Annotated in this window: 14 protein-coding genes and 1 pseudogene; 8 read left to right on the plus strand and 7 right to left on the minus strand. The window is 38.9% G+C overall.

Features of this window, described 5'->3' with window-relative positions; genetic code table 11:
* Positions 1-148 precede the first annotated feature (148 nt).
* From MTF68_RS05115 to MTF68_RS05125, 3 genes are all read left to right on the plus strand, one after another.
* Positions 149-2,611, plus strand: coding sequence for a prolyl oligopeptidase family serine peptidase (locus MTF68_RS05115; protein WP_248461875.1), 2,463 nt, complete (start codon positions 149-151; stop codon positions 2,609-2,611).
* A 68-nt stretch (positions 2,612-2,679) separates the two neighbouring features.
* Positions 2,680-3,297, plus strand: coding sequence for a LysE family translocator (locus MTF68_RS05120; RefSeq protein ID WP_248461876.1), 618 nt, complete (start codon positions 2,680-2,682; stop codon positions 3,295-3,297).
* Between the two features lie 49 nt (positions 3,298-3,346).
* Positions 3,347-3,838 (plus strand): DUF2798 domain-containing protein, encoded by a 492-nt coding sequence (locus MTF68_RS05125; RefSeq protein ID WP_248461877.1) that lies wholly within the window; start codon positions 3,347-3,349, stop codon positions 3,836-3,838.
* Here the strand turns inward: MTF68_RS05125 and uvrA are convergent.
* Positions 3,835-6,396: an excinuclease ABC subunit UvrA gene (gene uvrA, locus MTF68_RS05130; RefSeq protein WP_248461878.1), complete on the minus strand. Its 2,562-nt coding sequence runs from the start codon at positions 6,394-6,396 to the stop codon at positions 3,835-3,837. The genes MTF68_RS05125 and uvrA overlap by 4 nt on opposite strands.
* 192 nt (positions 6,397-6,588) lie before the next feature.
* Here uvrA and MTF68_RS05135 point away from each other — a divergent pair, with 192 nt between their 5' ends.
* The 3 genes from MTF68_RS05135 to MTF68_RS05145 are packed head-to-tail and all read left to right on the plus strand — an operon-like array spanning position 6,589 to position 7,590.
* On the plus strand, positions 6,589-6,999 hold the full coding sequence (locus tag MTF68_RS05135; RefSeq protein ID WP_248461879.1) for a hypothetical protein: 411 nt from the start codon (positions 6,589-6,591) through the stop codon (positions 6,997-6,999).
* 55 nt (positions 7,000-7,054) lie between these two features.
* Complete coding sequence (locus tag MTF68_RS05140) at positions 7,055-7,276, plus strand: hypothetical protein (RefSeq protein WP_248461880.1); 222 nt, start codon at positions 7,055-7,057, stop codon at positions 7,274-7,276.
* A gap of 5 nt (positions 7,277-7,281) precedes the next feature.
* On the plus strand, positions 7,282-7,590 hold the full coding sequence (locus tag MTF68_RS05145; RefSeq protein WP_248461881.1) for a hypothetical protein: 309 nt from the start codon (positions 7,282-7,284) through the stop codon (positions 7,588-7,590).
* A 706-nt stretch (positions 7,591-8,296) separates the two neighbouring features.
* On the opposite strand, the pseudogene MTF68_RS05150 reads toward MTF68_RS05145, so the two are convergent.
* Positions 8,297-8,497, minus strand: a pseudogene (locus MTF68_RS05150) (ISAs1 family transposase); the annotation flags it as partial.
* A gap of 564 nt (positions 8,498-9,061) precedes the next feature.
* Between MTF68_RS05150 and MTF68_RS05155 the strand changes: the two are divergent.
* Together MTF68_RS05155 and MTF68_RS05160 are read left to right on the plus strand one after the other, a co-directional pair.
* On the plus strand, positions 9,062-10,261 hold the full coding sequence (locus MTF68_RS05155; protein WP_248461883.1) for a hypothetical protein: 1,200 nt from the start codon (positions 9,062-9,064) through the stop codon (positions 10,259-10,261).
* A gap of 14 nt (positions 10,262-10,275) precedes the next feature.
* Positions 10,276-12,279, plus strand: a complete 2,004-nt coding sequence (locus tag MTF68_RS05160) for a hypothetical protein (protein WP_248461884.1) — start codon at positions 10,276-10,278, stop codon at positions 12,277-12,279.
* A gap of 136 nt (positions 12,280-12,415) precedes the next feature.
* On the opposite strand, the gene MTF68_RS05165 is transcribed toward MTF68_RS05160, so the two are convergent.
* The 5 genes from MTF68_RS05165 to MTF68_RS05185 all read right to left on the minus strand — a co-directional run bounded on the left by MTF68_RS05165 (position 12,416) and on the right by MTF68_RS05185 (position 18,697).
* A complete protein-coding gene (locus tag MTF68_RS05165) occupies positions 12,416-12,787 on the minus strand; it encodes a sulfotransferase (protein ID WP_348983610.1) in 372 nt (123 codons plus the stop codon).
* A complete protein-coding gene (locus MTF68_RS05170) occupies positions 12,760-13,365 on the minus strand; it encodes a hypothetical protein (protein ID WP_248461885.1) in 606 nt (201 codons plus the stop codon). Before MTF68_RS05170 ends, MTF68_RS05165 begins: the two co-directional genes overlap by 28 nt.
* Before the next feature lie 42 nt (positions 13,366-13,407).
* Entirely contained in the window at positions 13,408-14,367 is a 960-nt protein-coding gene (locus tag MTF68_RS05175; RefSeq protein ID WP_248461886.1) for a glycoside hydrolase family 19 protein, read from the minus strand.
* A 246-nt stretch (positions 14,368-14,613) separates the two neighbouring features.
* Positions 14,614-16,194 (minus strand): sulfotransferase, encoded by a 1,581-nt coding sequence (locus tag MTF68_RS05180; RefSeq protein ID WP_248461887.1) that lies wholly within the window; start codon positions 16,192-16,194, stop codon positions 14,614-14,616.
* Between the two features lie 85 nt (positions 16,195-16,279).
* Positions 16,280-18,697, minus strand: a complete 2,418-nt coding sequence (locus MTF68_RS05185) for a TonB-dependent receptor (protein WP_248461888.1) — start codon at positions 18,695-18,697, stop codon at positions 16,280-16,282.
* Positions 18,698-18,965: the final 268 nt, after the last annotated feature.

Genomic DNA, 18,965 nt, shown 5'->3' on the forward strand with positions numbered 1-18,965 from the left:
GTAGTGAGTAAATAGCTGCGTAGTGTAGCGTATATAATGCGTTTAAGTCATCTTTTAGCCCTGTAATTTAAAGCTTAATACTTTATGAACAGAGCAAAACATGTTTATATACCTTTTATAATCTTAAAAATAACAAAAGGATAAAAACATGAACGCATTTAGGCTGTTAGTTGCCTTTATTTGTTGTGTTGTAATAATGCCAAACAGCTATGCTGAGCAAGGTTATCAAACACCTTCGCCTGAGCTAGCCGCTGTGGTAGATGCCAAATTAGCACCCACTAGTTTTTTATCGAGCGATGGCCAATGGCTTGCTTTATTTGAGCGTAAGCGCGTAGAGACGCTTGACGAGCTTGCTAAAGATGAGCTTAAACTTGCGGGTATAAAGCTAAACCCTGCTAACTTTTCGCGTTCGCGTGTTAGCGCTAAATACAGCGCGCTTGAGCTTAAGCATGTGCAAAGCGGCACCGTTATTAATATTAATAATTTACCAAACGGTATTATTCGCTCGCCTAAATGGTCATCTAACAGTAAATATTTAGCATTTGTTGTAGAGCAACAAAACCAAGCAAATTTATGGCTTTACAGTGTAGAGACAAAGCAAGCAAAAATGCTCTCAAATGCAGTGCTTAACTCGGTTATTACCGCTACGCCTTACCAATGGCTGCCCGATAGCAGCGCACTGGTTGCAAATTTAGCGGTTAATATAGGTAAACCCGCGTTAAAAAACAGCAGTCAAAATGTAGTGCCTGTAATACAACAAAGTACAGGCGAAAAAGCCCCAGCGCGTACCTATCAAAACTTATTAACCAGCCCGTTTGACGAAGCACAGTTTAAATTTTACGGCCAAGGGCAATTAGCTTACGTAACGCTTGATGGCAATACACAAGCCATTGGCAGCCCTGCATTATTTAAATCGTTTTCGGTATCGCCAGATTCAACCAATATATTAGTTGCTGCGATAAACGAGCCGTTTTCGTATCAAGTACCGTACAGCCGTTTTGCCAGCACTTGGCAAATATGGGGAATGCGCGGTTACGCATTAGCTGAGCTTGTAAAACAACCGCTTGCCGATAACATTCCACAAGGCTATGACAGTGTTCGCACCGGCCGCCGCGATTTTGAATGGCGCGCGGATCAAGGCGCAGAAGTTATTTGGGCCGAGGCGCAAGATGGCGGCGACATGAAAACCGATGTTAAGCACCATGATTATATTTACAGCCTACGCGCGCCGTTTAAACGCGAGCCTAAACTGTTTGCTAAAGTAGAGCGCCGCTATGCAGGTATAGTTTGGGGTAATCAAAATATTGCCATGCTTAGCGACTGGCGCTTTAGCGACCGCCAAGTGCGTACGTATGTTATTCAGCCACGCAATGCAGATAAAAACCGTGTGCTTTTTTCTGAGCGAAGCTATAACGATGCGTATAAAAACCCGGGTAGCTTTATATACGAGCGTAACGATTTAGGCGCCAACGTTATTAAAATTGTTGGCGGGCGTTATATGTATCTGCGCGGTAACGGCGCGTCTGAGCAAGGTAATATTCCGTTTTTAGACCAGTACGATGTAAAAACGAATAGCAGCAAGCGTTTATGGCAATCACAAGCGCCATACTACGAGCGTGTTCGTGCATTGCTTGACGACGAAGGCGAGCGCTTTATAACTGTGCGAGAGTCTAAAACCGAGCAACCTAACTTTTTTATTCGTGATTTAGATAACGATACTCTTACGCAGCTTACTAATTTTGCTCATCCGTACCCAGCATTTAAAGGGATTACAAAAGAGCAGTTACGTTACAAACGTGATGACGGGGTGGAGCTTTCTGGCACGCTTTATTTACCACCAGGTTACGATGTAACCCAAGGCCCGTTACCCGTACTTATGTGGGCGTACCCACTTGAATACAAAGATAAAGCCGTAGCATCACAAGTGCGCGAATCGCCATACGAATTTACTTACATTGGTTATTGGGGCCCTATGCCTTACCTTGCTAAAGGTATTGCCGTATTTGACGACCCTAAAATGCCTATTGTAGGTATTGATGGTAGCGAGCCAAACGATAACTTTAGAAAGCAGCTAGTTTCAAGTGCACAAGCTGCAGTTGATGTGCTGGTTAAAAAAGGCATTGCCGATAAAAACAACATTGCTATAGCAGGGCACTCGTACGGTGCATTTATGGTGGCAAACCTATTAGCGCATAGTGATTTATTTAAAACCGGTATTGCTCGCAGTGGTGCTTACAACCGTACCTTAACGCCGTTTGGTTTTCAGGGTGAAGAGCGTGATTTTTGGCAAGCACAAAGTGTGTACGCTAACATGTCGCCGTTTTTCCATGCTGAAAAAATTGACGAGCCAATGCTAATGATCCACGGTCAAGAAGATCCTAATTCTGGAACTTTCCCAATGCAAAGTGAGCGCATGTACGCCGCCCTAAAAGGCTTAGGTAAAGACGCTCGCTTAGTAATGCTCCCTTACGAGGCACATGGCTACCGCGCACGTAAAAGCTTATTACATGTACTGTGGGAGCAAGAGCAGTGGCTAGATAAGTATTTATTAAGTGATACCGTAAAGCCAGTAGAGGTCATTACTCAGCCAGTGGCAAGTACTGAACAATAGTAGATAATAGGTAACCAATAGCGCGGCTACTTTAGCCGCGTTTTTTGCTTTTAATATAGAGAGAAAAAATGATTGATGTTGCAGCGCTTGCCGTTTTTATTCCTACCTTCTTTTTTGTATCTATCACACCGGGTATGTGTATGACCCTTGCCATGACATTAGGTATGAGCATAGGTGTAAGGCGCACATTATGGATGATGATAGGTGAGCTGTTAGGGGTCGCAAGTGTTGCTATTGCTGCGGTATTAGGTGTTGCAAGCGTAATGCTAAATTACCCTAATGCGTTCGATATTTTAAAATGGGTAGGCGGTGCATACTTAATTTATATAGGTATAAATATGTGGCGCGCAAAAGGTAAAATGTCGATTGATACACATAGCCCAAGTGATGTAAGCCGCCAGTCGTTATTTACGCAAGGCTTTGTGACTGCCATTGCTAACCCAAAGGGCTGGGCGTTTATGATCTCTTTACTACCGCCATTTATTAGCGTTGAACACGCACTCGCCCCGCAACTGTTAGTGCTTGTTTTAGTTATTATGATAAGCGAGTTTATTTGCATGTTAGCTTACGCCACAGGCGGTAAAAGCCTACGTTTATTTTTAAGCCGTGGTGATAATATAAAATGGCTGAACCGAATTGCAGGCAGCCTTATGGTGCTAGTAGGCATATGGCTGGCATTAGGGTAATTAAATAACAGTTGGTATTGTCATCTATTTTAAGAGAAATACCTGTTTAATGAATACGCCTGCTTTAGTAAATTCTGCACTCGTAGAGCCTAAAAAAACACCGTTCACTTATAAAATAATGGTGATGGTAAGTATTATTGTTTTTGTAGGCGGCAGCTTAACAGGCATTATGACTTACACAAATGTAGGTATAACTGAGCATTTTTATATGGATTGGTTTACCTCGTTTTTAAGTGCGGTGTTGGTTATGGCTCCTGTGGGGTTAGCAATGACAGCCCTTATGAATACCTTGGTGGCTAAGTTATTACCAAAAGCAAGTGAGCTAAAACGCAATTTAGTGATTAGTGTTTTTATGGCGCTTACCATGGAGTCGCTAATGGCGTTTGTAACCGCTACTAACAATATAGGTTTTGCCAATATGCGCTTATTTTATACCGCGTGGGTAGAGGGGCTATTAGCCGCCCTACCCATTGGTTTAACATTAATGCTGGTTATGTCGGTTACCGTAAAACCTAAATTAGAGCGATTTTTAAAAAGCTAAATTGCGCTTTTCAAAAACGTTGCTGTGCGGCTATGCTCAGATTGAGCCACATCTTCTGGTTTACCTTGAGCAACAATTAAGCCGCCTTCTTCGCCGGCTCCTGGGCCAATATCAATAACCCAATCGCTGTTACTGGCTACTTGCATATCGTGCTCAACCATAATAACGGTGTTGCCCGCATCAACTAAGCCATTTAACTGCGCCATTAACATGGCTACATCTTTAGGGTGTAGGCCGGTGGTTGGTTCATCTAAAATATACAGCGTATCGCCGCGCTGCGCACGTTGCAGCTCTGTGGCAAGTTTTATGCGCTGGGCCTCTCCGCCCGAAAGCTCAGTAGCCGGTTGCCCTAAACGTAAATAGCCAAGGCCCACTTGTAAGAGCGCATTTAGCGCACGTAAAATAGCAGGCTCATCGGCAAAAAATGTATGCGCTGACTCCACCGTTAAATTAAGCACATCGGCAACTGTTTTATCTTTATAGGTAATGTCGAGTGTTTTTTGGTTGTAGCGCTTGGCGTTACACACAGGGCAAGGCGAATACACGCTTGGTAAAAATAACAGCTCCACGCTTACAAAGCCTACGCCTTCGCAGTTGTCGCAACGGCCTTTTTTCACATTAAACGAAAAACGACCTGCATCGTATTTGCGCGCCTTTGCCTCTTTGGTATTGGCAAACAATTTACGTACGTGATCGAACAAACCAGTGTAAGTAGCAAGGTTTGAGCGAGGCGTGCGGCCAATGGCTTTTTGATCAACCGTTATTAGGCGCTTTATATGCTCAAGGCCCTCGGTAATTTTGCCATGGGTTGGTGTTTGGAGTTCTTGATCAAGCAAGTCGGCTTCATCGGTAGGTATTGGCGGCGGCGTTTTTTGACCTAAAGCATCTTGAATAAGCTCGACTAAGGCTTGGCTTACCAAGCTTGATTTACCTGAGCCAGAAACCCCCGTAACACTTGTAATAACCCCAAGCGGAAATTCGGCACTGATGTTGTGTAAATTGTTACGCTCAATACCACTTAGCTTAAGCCAGGCTGATGGCGTACGTTGTGTTTGATGATTTGGCTTTGCGTTATTGTTATGCTTAAAAAGATACTGACTTGTATGTGAGTTGCTCACTTGCTCTAAGCCTTCAACTGGGCCGCTGTAAACAATATTACCGCCATGCGAACCCGCATTTGGCCCTACATCAACCACCCAATCGGCGTGGCGAATTACACTTGTATCGTGCTCCACCACAAATACTGAGTTACCAGCCGCTATTAGCTCATCTAGGGCGCTTAAAAGTGCTTGCGTATCGGCTGGGTGTAAACCTGCCGAAGGTTCATCTAGCACATACACAACACCAAATAATTTTGAGCGAATTTGCGTTGCAAGCCGCAAGCGTTGTAATTCCCCAGCTGATAACGATGGCGTAGTACGCTCAAGCGATAAATACCCTAAACCAAGCTTAGTGAGTGCTTCTACGCGTTTAATAATGTCGCTTGTGATGCGCTTTGCCACAATGGCTTTTTCGGGGTTGGCTGCGTTACTTTTTGCGGGGTTATTGGCAGCAATGCTTAGTTTTTCTGCCAGTTCGCCAAGTGTTAACTGCGAAATTTCGCCAATATCAAGCCCTGCTACTTTAACCGATAACGACTCTTTTTTAAGTTTTTTTCCTTCGCACTGTGGGCATTGTGATATTTGCATATACTGCGATACGCGCTTTTTAGTGCGTGGGCTTTGCGTACTGGCAAATGATTGTAAAACAAAGCGTTTAGCACTTATAAATGTACCCATGTAGCTGGGGCTTTCTTCATTTTTAATAGCCGCTTGGGTTTGCTCAAGCGTGTACTCGGGAAACACGGGTACTGTGGGCGTGTCGTCGGTAAACAAAATCCAATCACGGGCTTTTTTGGGCAAGGCCTGCCACGGTTTATTAATATCGTAACCTAACGAGGTAAGTATACGGCTTAGGTTTTTACCTTGCCAAGCCGGCGGCCATGCTGCAATGGCGCGTTCTTTAATTGATTTAGTCGGGTCGGGCACTAGCAGCTCTTCGGTTACGTTAAATACGCGGCCAATACCATGGCACTCTGGGCAGGCACCTTGTGGCGTGTTAGGCGAAAATGCATCGGCATACAGTATACCTTGCCCTTTGGGGTATTCGCCTGCGCGTGAGTAAAGCATTCGCAGCGCGTTAGAAATAGTGGTTACGCTACCCACCGATGAACGTACCGAGGGTGCTCCACGCTGTTGTTGTAGTGCTACTGCGGGTGGCAGTCCTTCAATCGAATCTACATCGGGCTCATCTACTTGGTCTATTAACCTGCGCGCATAAGGCGATACCGAATCAAGATAACGATGCTGTGATTCGGCAAATAATGTTCCAAAGGCGAGCGATGATTTACCCGAGCCCGATATACCAGTAAAAACAACAATTGAATTACGGGGCAAGTTTACATCCACATTTTTTAAGTTATGAACACGCGCGCCTCGTACTTGAATGCTGTGATCAGGGTTTAATAAAGCCGATTGCGCATTACTAACCTCATGTGAATTTTTAGGTGTGGTTGCCATGTAATTTACTCCTGTTTAATAACCTTGTGTTTATTAACGTGCCGCAAAGTATTAATACTAATGGGGAGTCACTGAATGAGCGCTTAGTTAGTTTGCTAAGCGTTTAATAGAGTGTTTACATAATAGGTAAAAACTGCGAGTATAAATTTTAATCAAGCATGTGAAATTCGAAGTTTAAAAGGACGTTTAATTATGGCAAAAATTGTCGTTAGCTTTTTATTTTTATTGGTACTTTGCGCCAATGTGTGTGCAGCGCAAAATAATGTACTAAACGTTGACCGAGCCATACCAAATAGCATGCACTTGTCGTTTCCAAACGATAATAATATAACGCCTAAAAAGTCTGACTTTTCTATTGCAAACTACGTACTTATGAGCAACGAAATAGGAGATCGCTGGGCGGTTATTACCCTTACTAATTTAGCCTCTGGCAAGCGAGAGCTTAATCAAGAACACGTGTTAGCGCTGTTTGCAGATGGCAGCAGGATAACACCAAGTGAATTTAAATTAGGCTTTAAAGGCAATCAAACACAGTCGGTAACGGTATCGTTTGCTGAGCATACGTTTCCTATTTTAAGTGTGTATTCGAGTAACGATTTGTAATTAATAACGATGCGATAATATTAAATTAGGGATATTTCTGGAATTAAGGGTTTTTATGAAGTCTGAAGATGTGCAACAAAATATAAACCTCGCATACTTCGGTGGTGGAACCGGTGCATTAGTGTCTGGCTTGGTTTGGTCTATAGCTGGCTTTGTCACATTACTGTATTCAAATCAATCGAGTATGCTTACTTTGTTTTTTGATGGTATGTTTATACATCCTTTAGCCATGCTACTTTCAAAAGCTCTGGCAATCATGAACCTAAAAAACCATTAGGTAAATTGGCCTTAGAAAGCACTATTATTTTATTTGTCGATTTGTTTTTAGCGTTTTATGTAGCAAAACTACAAGCTGAATGGTTTTATTCAATACTGCTGATGATAATTGGTGTTCGTTATTTAGTTTTAAACACTTTATATGGCATGGAAGTGTACTGGATTTTAGGTACTTCGCTTATGTTTTCTGGCATGCTGTGTATTGTATTAAATGCCAAATTTGTAATCGGCGCCTTTATTGGCGGGATAACCGAAATAGTATTTGCACTAGTAATATTTGCACAATCGAAAAGTATGGTTTTAAAAACAGAATAACAAGCTTTTATAATCGCAAAAATAGTGTGCTGATAGAGTTACCCTTCAGCTTGGCTATATAGAAAAGGCTTTTAAAGTATTGAGTATCTGCGAGTTACGTGTATCTATTAGTCAGCATGTAGCGAAGATCTAGGGTAATAGCGTGGAAAAGCCCATGAGTCAATACATTTTCAAGGTAGACTGTACTTCCCATCGTTTTTTTATTTTGCCGGCATGCCTTTATTAAAGCCTTTTTCAGCTTTTAGCTGATTAAATGGGGTGTGTCTAAGTCCCGCAAATACAGGTGCTACACCTTCATGTCTAATTCGGCACTTATCTTCTTTAAATCTGACATTTAAGCGCCGATGTAAACTATTCTCAATTTGCCAATGTTTCCGTGCGGACCTTGCTAGCTCTTTCGCCGATAAATTTGCTGAGCAGCTATAATAGGTATATTATAACTCATTGCTTACTTTGCATTTTCCTTTTCTATAAAAAACAATAGCGCCTATGGTTTTGGCATCTTTCCAATTGGTTGTTTCCGATAAATAACTTACCTTGTGACTAACAGCACAACATTTGAACTTTTCTTTTTTTCCTTATATTCAGCTTCATTTTATAACACTTCTTGGCCCCTTGTCGTCTGACCTAAGGTAATAATGCATTCTCCATTTGTGACAGCCGTCCTTGATGATTAGCTTTCACTGCAAATAGGTTTTCGGCTTGTTTATCCTCTATTTTCTGCACTGGCTTTTTGACACCCCATCGCGCCAATCGGGACTAAGCTGCCTTTAATCTTTAGTAATTCAAGAAGCTCTGGTAACACTGTTATTTCATTCGACTTTTTATCAACAGGGCATTGTCCTAAAACAACACCATTTTCGCATGCAGATGCATTGACCATATAAAGTGCATTACGCCTACCTGATTGATTTAATGCAACTTTAACTCACTTGCCGTCAATCGCAATTACACCGCCTGTGTCAATTAGGAATAGCCTTCCACACAGGAAGAAAAAGAGTCTTGAAACTGCGTCATATCAATACGGATCATTATACGAGTAATTGTGTCATAGCTAGGGCTAATCTGTTCAAAAGGGGACGAACTGTCTAAGCAAATCTAATCTATCATGGCCAAAATTTTCAATATATTCCCGCCCTTCGCACCCAGACACAATAGCTCTGACTGCTAAGAATATGATATCAAAAAATTCATGGACAACTTTACCCGCTGGTAAGGGTCTTCAATTGGTTTCAAATATTTACATAACTGAATGCAAAGCATATGGAGACTCCTTAAAAAGGAGTATAAAGCCATGCTTTTAAGTCAAGGTAAAGCTCATGCTCTTGTCTTGGCAAAAATGGTGCATTAGTTTTTATTTAATATACTCATTTTTAATAGATGAAAACAAATCTAATTAATATGTTCTTGTTTTGGGTAAGTAAGTACTATAAAATAATGTAAATTAATATGATTTTTAAAAGGATTTTTGATGATTAATTTTTATAAGTTTATTATGCTCAATTTGTTATTTTTTATAAGTACAGCTTACGCGTCTGTTAATAATTTCGATGTTGATTTATGTGATACAGTTGAAACCTCTAAATCTAACACAATGAAAAAAAGCTGTTTGTACCTAGTGAAATCAAATGTTAATGGTAAAGTCCACCTGATAGGTAATGAGTTAATTGATGAAATAAATAATAATTTTAAAAACTACGATCTACTTATTATACCTGCGGGGAAAGAGTTTACTGTAACTAGAGCAATTAACATTCCAAAATTTGTCAGCCCTGATTCAGGTTCCACACCGAGAGGTTATAAAATAATAGGTGAGTCTCCTTTTGATGCAACTAAGCCTATAATAACTTTTGACAGCACTAATAGTAACGGCAAATATTTATTTGATTTTAACTATAACCAAGATACTTCCCATAAGAATTTTTCAGTTGGAAATTTAATTTTCAAAACAATTGGTTGTAATTCTTCTGAAGACTGTGGAATTATTCGTTACAGAGGGCTTGGTTCACATATATATAATAATGATTTTTCATCACAAGGTAAATGCATTAACCATGTACTGAGAAACTACTCTGGACGTGATAGTAATTCAGTACCTGAGGGAGTTGAAAACCATTTCTATAATAATAAATTTAATTGCTTCGAATCATTCAGCACCAGTTATTACATAAATGATAGTGTTGGAAATAAAAGCTTTTCGGCAGAGAATTTTAATACCCCTACTGACCAATTTATAATAAATAATACTTTTGAGTGTAATGAAGTCGGTCCTTGTATCAATTACCGTGGTTTTACTGGTAGCCTTATAAAAGGAAATACATTTAACTTGAATAAAGAAGGTAGTTATGCATTTTCTTTAGATAATGATCATCTTGTTCAAATAATAGATAATAAATTTACTAGTAATTATGAATGTCCGATAAAGTTTATGGTATTAATTTATTCGCATTATGATGAGGATGGGAAAGTTATAACATTACTTGATAATGACTTTTCATCGACTAAAGCATGTAAAGCATCAATTTACATTGGAAATAACAATTCAATAGGGGGGTTTCAACTTCTGAATGCTTCTGGGAACGGAGAGTTGAGGTGTTATAAGCAATCAAAAAACAACTATGCAAATTATAAAGACATACCTCTTTGCGATAGCGACAAAATTTACCAATAAATAAGGAAATTTATATGCGTAATTTTAAAATTTTTATAAGTTTTATTTTTTTATTTTTTTCTATTTCTGAATATGCGATTGCTTCAGAGTTAATTAATTTAGACAATATAGTCTGTAAAAAATCAGTTGTATGTTCACGAAACGAAAAGTTTAATGAATTTGTTCAAGAGAACAATAGAAAGCCCTTTGGTACGCACACTCTATACGTAAGCAAATATTTTAAAGAACGTTTTAGAATGGGTTCCCCATCCGCTAGTGAAGAGTATGGTGGGATAGATTTAGTTGAACCAATCAACTTTAGCCTTAGGATTATTGGGGATGGTAATGTTGAACTGTTCTTTATAAATGGATTAGAAATAACTAAGAAAGCAGGAACAAATAATACTCCAACTTTATATACAGAGGACCTCAAATTAGGAGCTTTAAATGGAGCTTTAGTGAGACTGAAAAGCGCCAATTACAATTCAATAAATACTAAGTTCGGTCGCAGACATGATTCATGTATAACTATTAGTGGGAGCACTACAATATCTTTGAAGAGACCTTCATTTTATAATTGCCTAGCAGCTATAAAAAATGCAAATAACGAGACTGTGAATTATGCGTCTATAAAAATAGACGAAGCGGTTGCGGCTTTTGATGATTCTACCTTTTCCTTTAACAGTTCTTTTTTTGATATAAATATAGTTAATGAAAATAGTCGTTCAGAGTTTTCGATTGAGAATAGCCACCTATATCGGTATGAAGATATCAGTAGGAAATATGGTTATGTGAGTTTAAATAATTTTTCAAAAATTTTGTTTGATAGTAACTATCTTGAAGGGTTTGATCAGGCTTATGCTTTGAGTGGAAAAAATAATAAAAATATAATCATTAAAAGGAACCTTTTTACTTGTGGTAATGCTGATGAATATAAAAGAAATAAATACTTTGTTGACTTAATAAATACGCAGGCATTGAGTGTTGAAAAGAATACAGTCAATTGTATTTCGCCTCAAAACTTCCAAGCAACTCGTAATGACTCTATAAATGATAAAATAATGTTTATTTCTATTAATGAGGTTAAAGAACAGCCTAACACAAAGTTTAATAGTGTGGTTAGTTGGGAAGGTCGCTATACAAACATTGACCTAATTCCAAAACCAGAGTTGAAAATGTGTCTATTTGGGTCTGGTAATACATCCTATGAGCTAGAGCCTTCTTCTTGGATCTGCGATTACTATACTAAGAAATATAATTATGTGACATTTAAAGCATCTATCAAAAATGCTAAAAATTGTTATCGTATACTAAGTAATGGTGCCACTGAATATCGAGATGCAGAAACTGTTGTAAAGTCGATACGCGTTACGGGAGACATTGAAACATCCTGGCAGTGCCAAGGTTATGATGGCCTTATTATATCTGATACAGCTAAAATGGATGTTATCAGTACTATTAATCAAGAGGATATTCAAATGTTGCCAACACAGATAAGGGATGGGGAATATTATTTCGATGCAAATAAGAGTATTGATTTTAGTTTTGTATCTAAAGATATAGATAATTGTTCAGCCTCATTAGGTGGCCAGAGAGTAAATATGTATAAAAGAAGCAATATATTTTCTGGAAGCTTCTCAAACTTAACGCCTAGTGAAAATAAACAATCTCTAACTATAAACTGCAATGATAAAAGTGGCAGAATTCAACGAGTGTCTCAAGATCTTTATATTTGGGAGAATAAGCCTGAAATCAATATGTGTATGTTTAAACTTTCTAATTCAACAATTAACAGTAGTAATCCACAAAATTGGGCATGTGATATCAGTGCCAATAATTATTCTACAGTTAAATTTAAATCTGACATTAAATATGCATTTAGTTGTTCAAGAAAAGCTAGTTCTGGTCAAATTATAAAAAACCTGGAGCCTAAAACTGAAGTTAATGTTAGGCTGACTGGAGATTTTACAACTAACCGAACATGTACAGGTTTATTGGGAAATGAAGCAACTAAAGTACTCAGTTTAAGAGCTTTATAAAAATTACTTTAATGAAATGACGAAAGTCAGATATGAGTGTAAACAAAAGCTAGAGGTTTCTATAAACTAGATTTTCTTATTTTAGTAGCCTATCTGTAAAGATGCTTTCTCAAAACTGATTTTTTAAAAAGTAATTCTAAATTTCAGCAGTATAGGGTTTAAATGCTTTCCAACGTCCAATTGCTTTGTTGTTATGTGGATGGCGTAATTTTACTTTACTGGCCATAGATACCGGTGCGGTGTTTAGGTGAAAGTCTATACACTGTGCTTGCCACTCTAAATTACAAAAGCTAACTAACTCTTTAATTTGCTGCTCGGGCTGGGCGACTAGTTCTTCGTATTTTACTAATTTTATATTGCTGTGCAGGGCGCCAAAGTGCTGCATGAGTTTGTAAAAGCGGCTATTTAAAAAAGATAAATCCCCCATACTGGGGGCATTTATCAAATTAGTATATGACCTTAATATAATTACTAGCGATGTTATTTTGAATTGGAAATTACTGGCCACTCGTCAACTAAAATGCCATTACCACAATCGTTGTCTGCATGTATTAAATTAGGTTTTAGATTAATCAGTTGTGGGAACGAAATGGTGTAATTGACTTTATAACCGCAAGAGCCAAAAGCAGAGTATAAGCGCAGAGACTTTAATTCATTCCCTATTTCACTAACTTCAATACTGCCGGTAATTAAATTAGTTTGCTTTAGCTCCCACTTATTATCAATAAAAGTAGGTTCTGACCAAGTTATGGGGTAAGCCATGTTAGTTAACGTCTTGACATAATAGGTCAAGTAACTGTCTTGATATGCTCCAGTGTTGCAAGCTAATGCAAGCAATTTATCACCCGAACTTAGCTTAAAAACTGAGACAAATCGATTGTTATGATGTTCGTCTTTGATAGAACAGTTGTCGTTTTTATTTAGTGAGCCAAGAAGATTTTTTTGAGTTAATAGTTCAAAATCTAGAGGCAACTTTTGACCAGAGGGTATCTGCATTTTTGAGGGTTTATTATTCTTAATATCTGCATTGAGTGAAGCGGCATTAACATGCGAGCATAATAAAAAGATCATAACAAATAAGGTCATATTTAATTTCACCAAGAGTTAATCCATAAAAGTATATGTGTATTAAGCTAACGCTACATTTGTTGAGAATAATAACTTTTCAAATTCAAATGTACCTCGTGACGCTTTCAATAGTCGCTCAAAAATTATAGCGTCATTAGCAATCTCTAAAGCGTGATCTTGACCATTAATTATTCTCCTAGCTCCAATATAATTAGAAGTTGCACCTGATATAAATTGGCCTAGCTTCGCTTTAGCAAATAAACCTTCTCGCATGCCATAAGACATTATTGCATATGCAATTTTATGATTAAGTGCTAGGTCTGGATTTATATAGAGCTTATCTCCAAGCCCTAAAGCATCGCCAACCTTTTTATAATTATAATCCCATGTTAATTGTACATAACCCCTTCCGTAATATATGTTTTTTTCTACAGTTGAAGTAGTTGGAACATCGTGTACGCTACCATACAGCTTACCTTTTCCTTTTCCCCACTCTTTAATTGGTTTCCAGGTACGTCCGCACTCACGTTTTACTGTCGCTAACATGTAAGCAATCCATCGGATATCGGTAATGTGAGGATCCGTTACACACTCAATCAAGAGTTTTTTTAGATCATTAAATGCTTGCTCATTAGGGAACTGCTTTTTATATATTTTAATGAAGTGTTCATAATCAATAACTTGAACTTGATTTAAAAGGGCAGCTTCTTTGTGCTTTTTTAGAAAGTTCTGACTTAATGAGGCTACAAGTGCTTTATGAGTTAAATCATCAGGTATAACTTTTTTACTTGGGTGTTTATTACCCAATGCAGCGGATTGAAATAGCTTTAGTTGCTCTTCAGTTTTACTACCATAATATCCATCGGGCTTTAGTACTTTTTTACCGAAATACTTTTTTGTGGTACCTAATAAAAGCCTTTGTAGTACTAAAACATCTAGTGGGGCATTCCTAGCACCGTGACCAACACTATTAGTTAACCTTGTTATATTTACTAAGTTTAGTTCTTTAAATATTAACATTTTAATCCTTTAATTTTAATCCTTTAATTTTAATCCTTTAGTAACTATACCACTCACTATGTGGCCCCTTCAAGGGAACATTAGCTGAATTTTATTCCATTTATATTATTCCTTTTCTATCAATATTTGTCAGTAAGCATTGGTAACTGTGTTAGTTTGATCGTCACAGTGCTTATATTTATTTTAAAAAGTAATTACCTGACTATAAATTAATTAAGCGAATTTATATAAAATAGAAGTGATATTTCATCCTATAATATCTTGTTGTTTTAAGTAGGTCTCAGCCTCATTAGTATGGGGTTTAAACGCTTTCCACCGGCCAATTGCTTTGTTGTTAAGTGGTTGGCGTATTTGCACTTTACTTGCAGTAGATACCGGTGCGGTGTTTAAGTGAAAGTCTATACATTGTGCTTGCCACTCTAAATTACAAAAGCTAACTAGCTCTTTTATTTGCTGCTCGGGCTGGGCGACTAGTTCTTCGTATTTTACTAATTTTATATTGCTGTGCAGGGCGCTAAAGTGCTGCATGAGTTTGTAAAAGCGGCTATAAAATTTGGCAGTGTCGAGTAAATCGAGCGAGTATGCGTAGTAGGGGTTATTTATAGTAAATAGCTGGCGGTAGTTACCAATGCAGGTGTCCATTGGGTCGCGCAACATACAAATAATTTTCGCGTTTGGTAGGGCTTTAGTTATTAAGTCGATATAAAAAAAGTTAAACGGGAGTTTATCTATAAAGTGCTTATGGCTGCCGGTGGTTACGCGAGTGGCGTTTAAATACGTTGTCCCAAGCTGATTAAAATCAAGCTCATACGCTTTAGTGAGTGTTTGAGTATCGAGTACATGCGGTGTTTGAGTTTGGCTTAATTTTTTAACGCTTAGGCCAAAGTCTTGTAATTCACCAGCTGATTGTACGTCGCTGTGGCTCGATAAAATACGCTCAACCAATGTGGTGCCAGAGCGGGGCATACCTAATACAAAAATAGGCTCTTGCGTTGGGCTGCCGTGTGTTAGCGCGTGTTTATTCTGCTCACTTAAATGTTTAATGTGTGCAAATAATGCGGCTGAGCTTTTATGATCAAAAGGCTGTATAGCGCGTTTAGTGGCTTTTCCTTGCTCTAGGCTGTTAAACGCATCATCAAACTTGCCTATGTCTTGGTACTCTTTTGCAAGTGCGTGGCCAATGTGTAATTTAGCATCGGGGTGTGTTACTTGCTCAAAGACGTTTTTTAAGCGTTCAATATGGTTAGTTTGCAGCGTCGCTTTGGTTAAATCGCTTAATGCGAAATGGCTTGCGTGGTGCAGTGAATTTAGCGCAATGGCGCTTTCAAAGGCATTTTTGGCTTGTTCAAATTGACCTAAAAATTTAGCGCTTACCCCTAAATTATAATAAAACTGTGGTTGCGGTTTATTTGTATGGTTAGCCAGTTCAATAGCGCAGTTAAAGTAGTTTAGTGCCTCTTTGTGCAGACCTGCTTGCGTAAGTGCAACACCTAGGGTGTCGGCATCAAGACTCTTTTGTATTTGCTCAACGGGTATCGCTAAAGCGGTGTTTTTGGCTTTGGTAAGCTCACCTGTTAATGCGTAACACTTTGCAAGCTGCGCGCTGTATTCAATGCTTTTACCAAAGCTAAGGGCTTTTTCTATTAGCTTTATGGCTTTGTGTATTTGCCCTACGCGTAAATTAACCATGGCCAGTAAAAAGTAGCCATCAGCAAAGTCATTTTTTTGCGTTACTAATTCAACTAACGCTTTATGAGCAAGCTCAATATTGCCTTGGTTTAAATGTTTAATGGCGCTTTGATGAAGGTGCTTTAAGTTTGGCTGCATGATGTTTGTTTTATTTATGTGTTAATAAAGAAAAAAGGCTCAAATAAATTTGAGCCTTATAACATTGTTTAAAAGTGACTATAAATTATATTTCAAATTTGTAGTTAAATTTAACGCCTACCGTAAGTGGGCGATTTATATAGTGGCCGTAGTTACGTTGTATGTCGGCACCGTTTGCAGTTGTTATATCGGCATCTGAACGACGTACTGATGTAACGGCGTATTTATTAAATACGTTATCAATGTATAAAGTAGTAGACCACTCATCAGCCGTTAGCTTAGCAGAAATATTACTTAAGCTGTAACCTGGCAGGGTTTCGCCATTGTCATGCAAACCTACTTTTGAAATTACATCACTTTGTGCGGTTAAACCGTAGTTAATATCAAGGGTTTTGTCGTTAAACACATCTGTTTGATAGTTTACACCCATTGAGAACTGATGCTCTGGCGAGCCCGGTAAGCGGTCGCCGTCTTCTGCGCCATCGGTGCCATCAGCATTAAATAAAAATGGGGCGTCTGAGGTTAGCTCTGCTTTAGTGTATGCGTATGTTGCGTACACGGTAAACGAGTCAGATAAAATAGCACGGGTAGATAGCTCAATACCTTTTGCGTTGGCAGAGCCTGCGTTAGATAAGTACGGTAATTGGCCTACATCTGTTGCGCCTGCAATTTGCGCATCTTCCCAATCTACATTAAATAAAGCGGCGTTAAAGTGTAATTGGCTTCTAAACCAGGTGCTTTTAAGGCCTAGCTCGTAGTTTGTTGTGGTATCTGCATCAAAAAGCCTTTCGTCAGCGTTACCACACCCTGTTTGCTGGTTTTCAGGGATAGGATCAGGGCAAACAGCTAGAAGGTTGGAACCGCCAATTCTAAAGCCTTCACTTACTGTTACATAACCCATTACTGAATTAGTAAACTGGTATTTAGCATTAAATTTGAATAAGTTACCGTTATCGCCTGCTTCGTCTTTTTCGTAAGCAACGGTGATTGCATCAGGGTCTGCATCGCCATAAAGTGTATTTGCAAGCGGGAAGTCAAATGCTGCTTGCGCCTCTACATCGTATTCGTAAAAACGTGCGCCAATGGTAATATCTAATTTTTCGGTAACTTGGTAGCCAACTTCGCCGAATAGCGCAGACTCAGTGACCTTACTTTTTGTAAGCTCTAAGTATTCTAATGAGTCAGGTCTTAGCTGAGCGCCACCAAAGTTATCGATAGCGAATTGGTCAAACCCAGGCGTAAACTCTCTACTTGATGCTTCGGTTTCTGTTTTGTTGTAAAACGCGCCTACAATCCAGTTAAAGTCGCTGTCGCTTTGAGACACTAAGCGAATTTCTTGAGTGAAGGTATCTTCTTCGTCAATTTCACGTGTGTATGATGAAAACGCAGGGAACTCTTCATAACCGTAATCTAGGCGGATAAGTAAATCGGTTTGGTCACGTTGGCCGTCGGCATCAAAGCTTGAAATACCGGTTGCCGATACAAGCTCTGCAAAACCTAGGTCGGCTTTTAGCTCAAGGCTTAGTAGTTGATCTTCTTTTTCGCGCGGCTCTTCATAACGATAAGCCGACTCGTATTTACTTACAATATCGCTTAAACCGTTATCATCGTTTAGGCTGTTGTAATGAACAATTGAACGGCCTTCGCTGTCTTGGTTTTGGTAGAAGTAATTAAGTGTCCCTTCAAATGTTTCGCTTGGTTTCCAACGTACAGAAATACGGCCTGTTGTAGTTGTTTCGCCGTTAGCATCTTCAACATTTTTAATATTGTTGTTTACTTCGTCGGCGTTGCTCCAATCAGGGTCCGGTAGCGATACACCTGGCTCACGCACTGTGTAAGCATAATCAATAAAGCCTGGGTCTTCGTATACGTTTAAGCTTGCACGTACTGCCAGTTCATCTTCAATAAGTGGCAAGTTTACTATAAAGCCGCCTTCGCCGCCTAACGAGTCACTTTCTTGAGTTTGAAACATATCGCCAAATATTTCTACCGTTGTAAAATCAAGCTCTGGCTCTTTAAGCATGTAACGAATTGCGCCGCCTAATGTGCCCGCACCATAAAGGGTACCTTGTGGCCCAATAAGTACTTCTACGCGCTCTATGTCTACTAAACGCATATCAACTGACACTGGAATTTCGTTAACGTATGTGGCTACGGTGCCGCCATCTGATGATGGACCCGACGAGTTAGTGTTTAAACCACGAACTATAATTGGTGAGCCTGAGCGACCACCTTGATCGGTAATTGTTAAACCAGGTACCCAACGCGCTACATCGGCTAGTTCGCCAATGTTTTGATCTTTCATTACATCGGCATCAAGTGCGGTAATGTTTAGCGGTGCATTTTGTACAGATCCGCTGCGTCTTGTTGCTGTAACTTCGATTACTTCGAGTGATTTGTTTTTAGCGGTGGTTTCTTGTTGTGCCACAGCCGAGTTAGAAAATAAAAATGCGCCAGATACAGCGCTCGAAATAGCCAAGGTTAGCAAGCTTGGTTTAAACATAAAAAGTGATCCCCAGATTCAAAATTTAACTCCAGTTAATATAAGTTAATCAGTTTATCAGGGAGTTAAAGTGGTGGGAATATCAAAATTGAATTTTAATTCACTCTTTTGGAATAAATATGGCTAGTTGCACAACAAAAAATTATATAAATATGTATAACATCCAAGTAATTGGTTAATTAAGGTACAAGGAAGCATATTTTACTCGTTGAGCAAATGTAAATAGCCATTCATATTAGTTAATTACCTGAATGTATTAATACGGTTA

Origin of the sequence: Pseudoalteromonas sp. 2CM37A, from assembly GCF_023161885.1 — a bacterium.
GTDB lineage: Bacteria > Pseudomonadota > Gammaproteobacteria > Enterobacterales > Alteromonadaceae > Pseudoalteromonas > Pseudoalteromonas atlantica.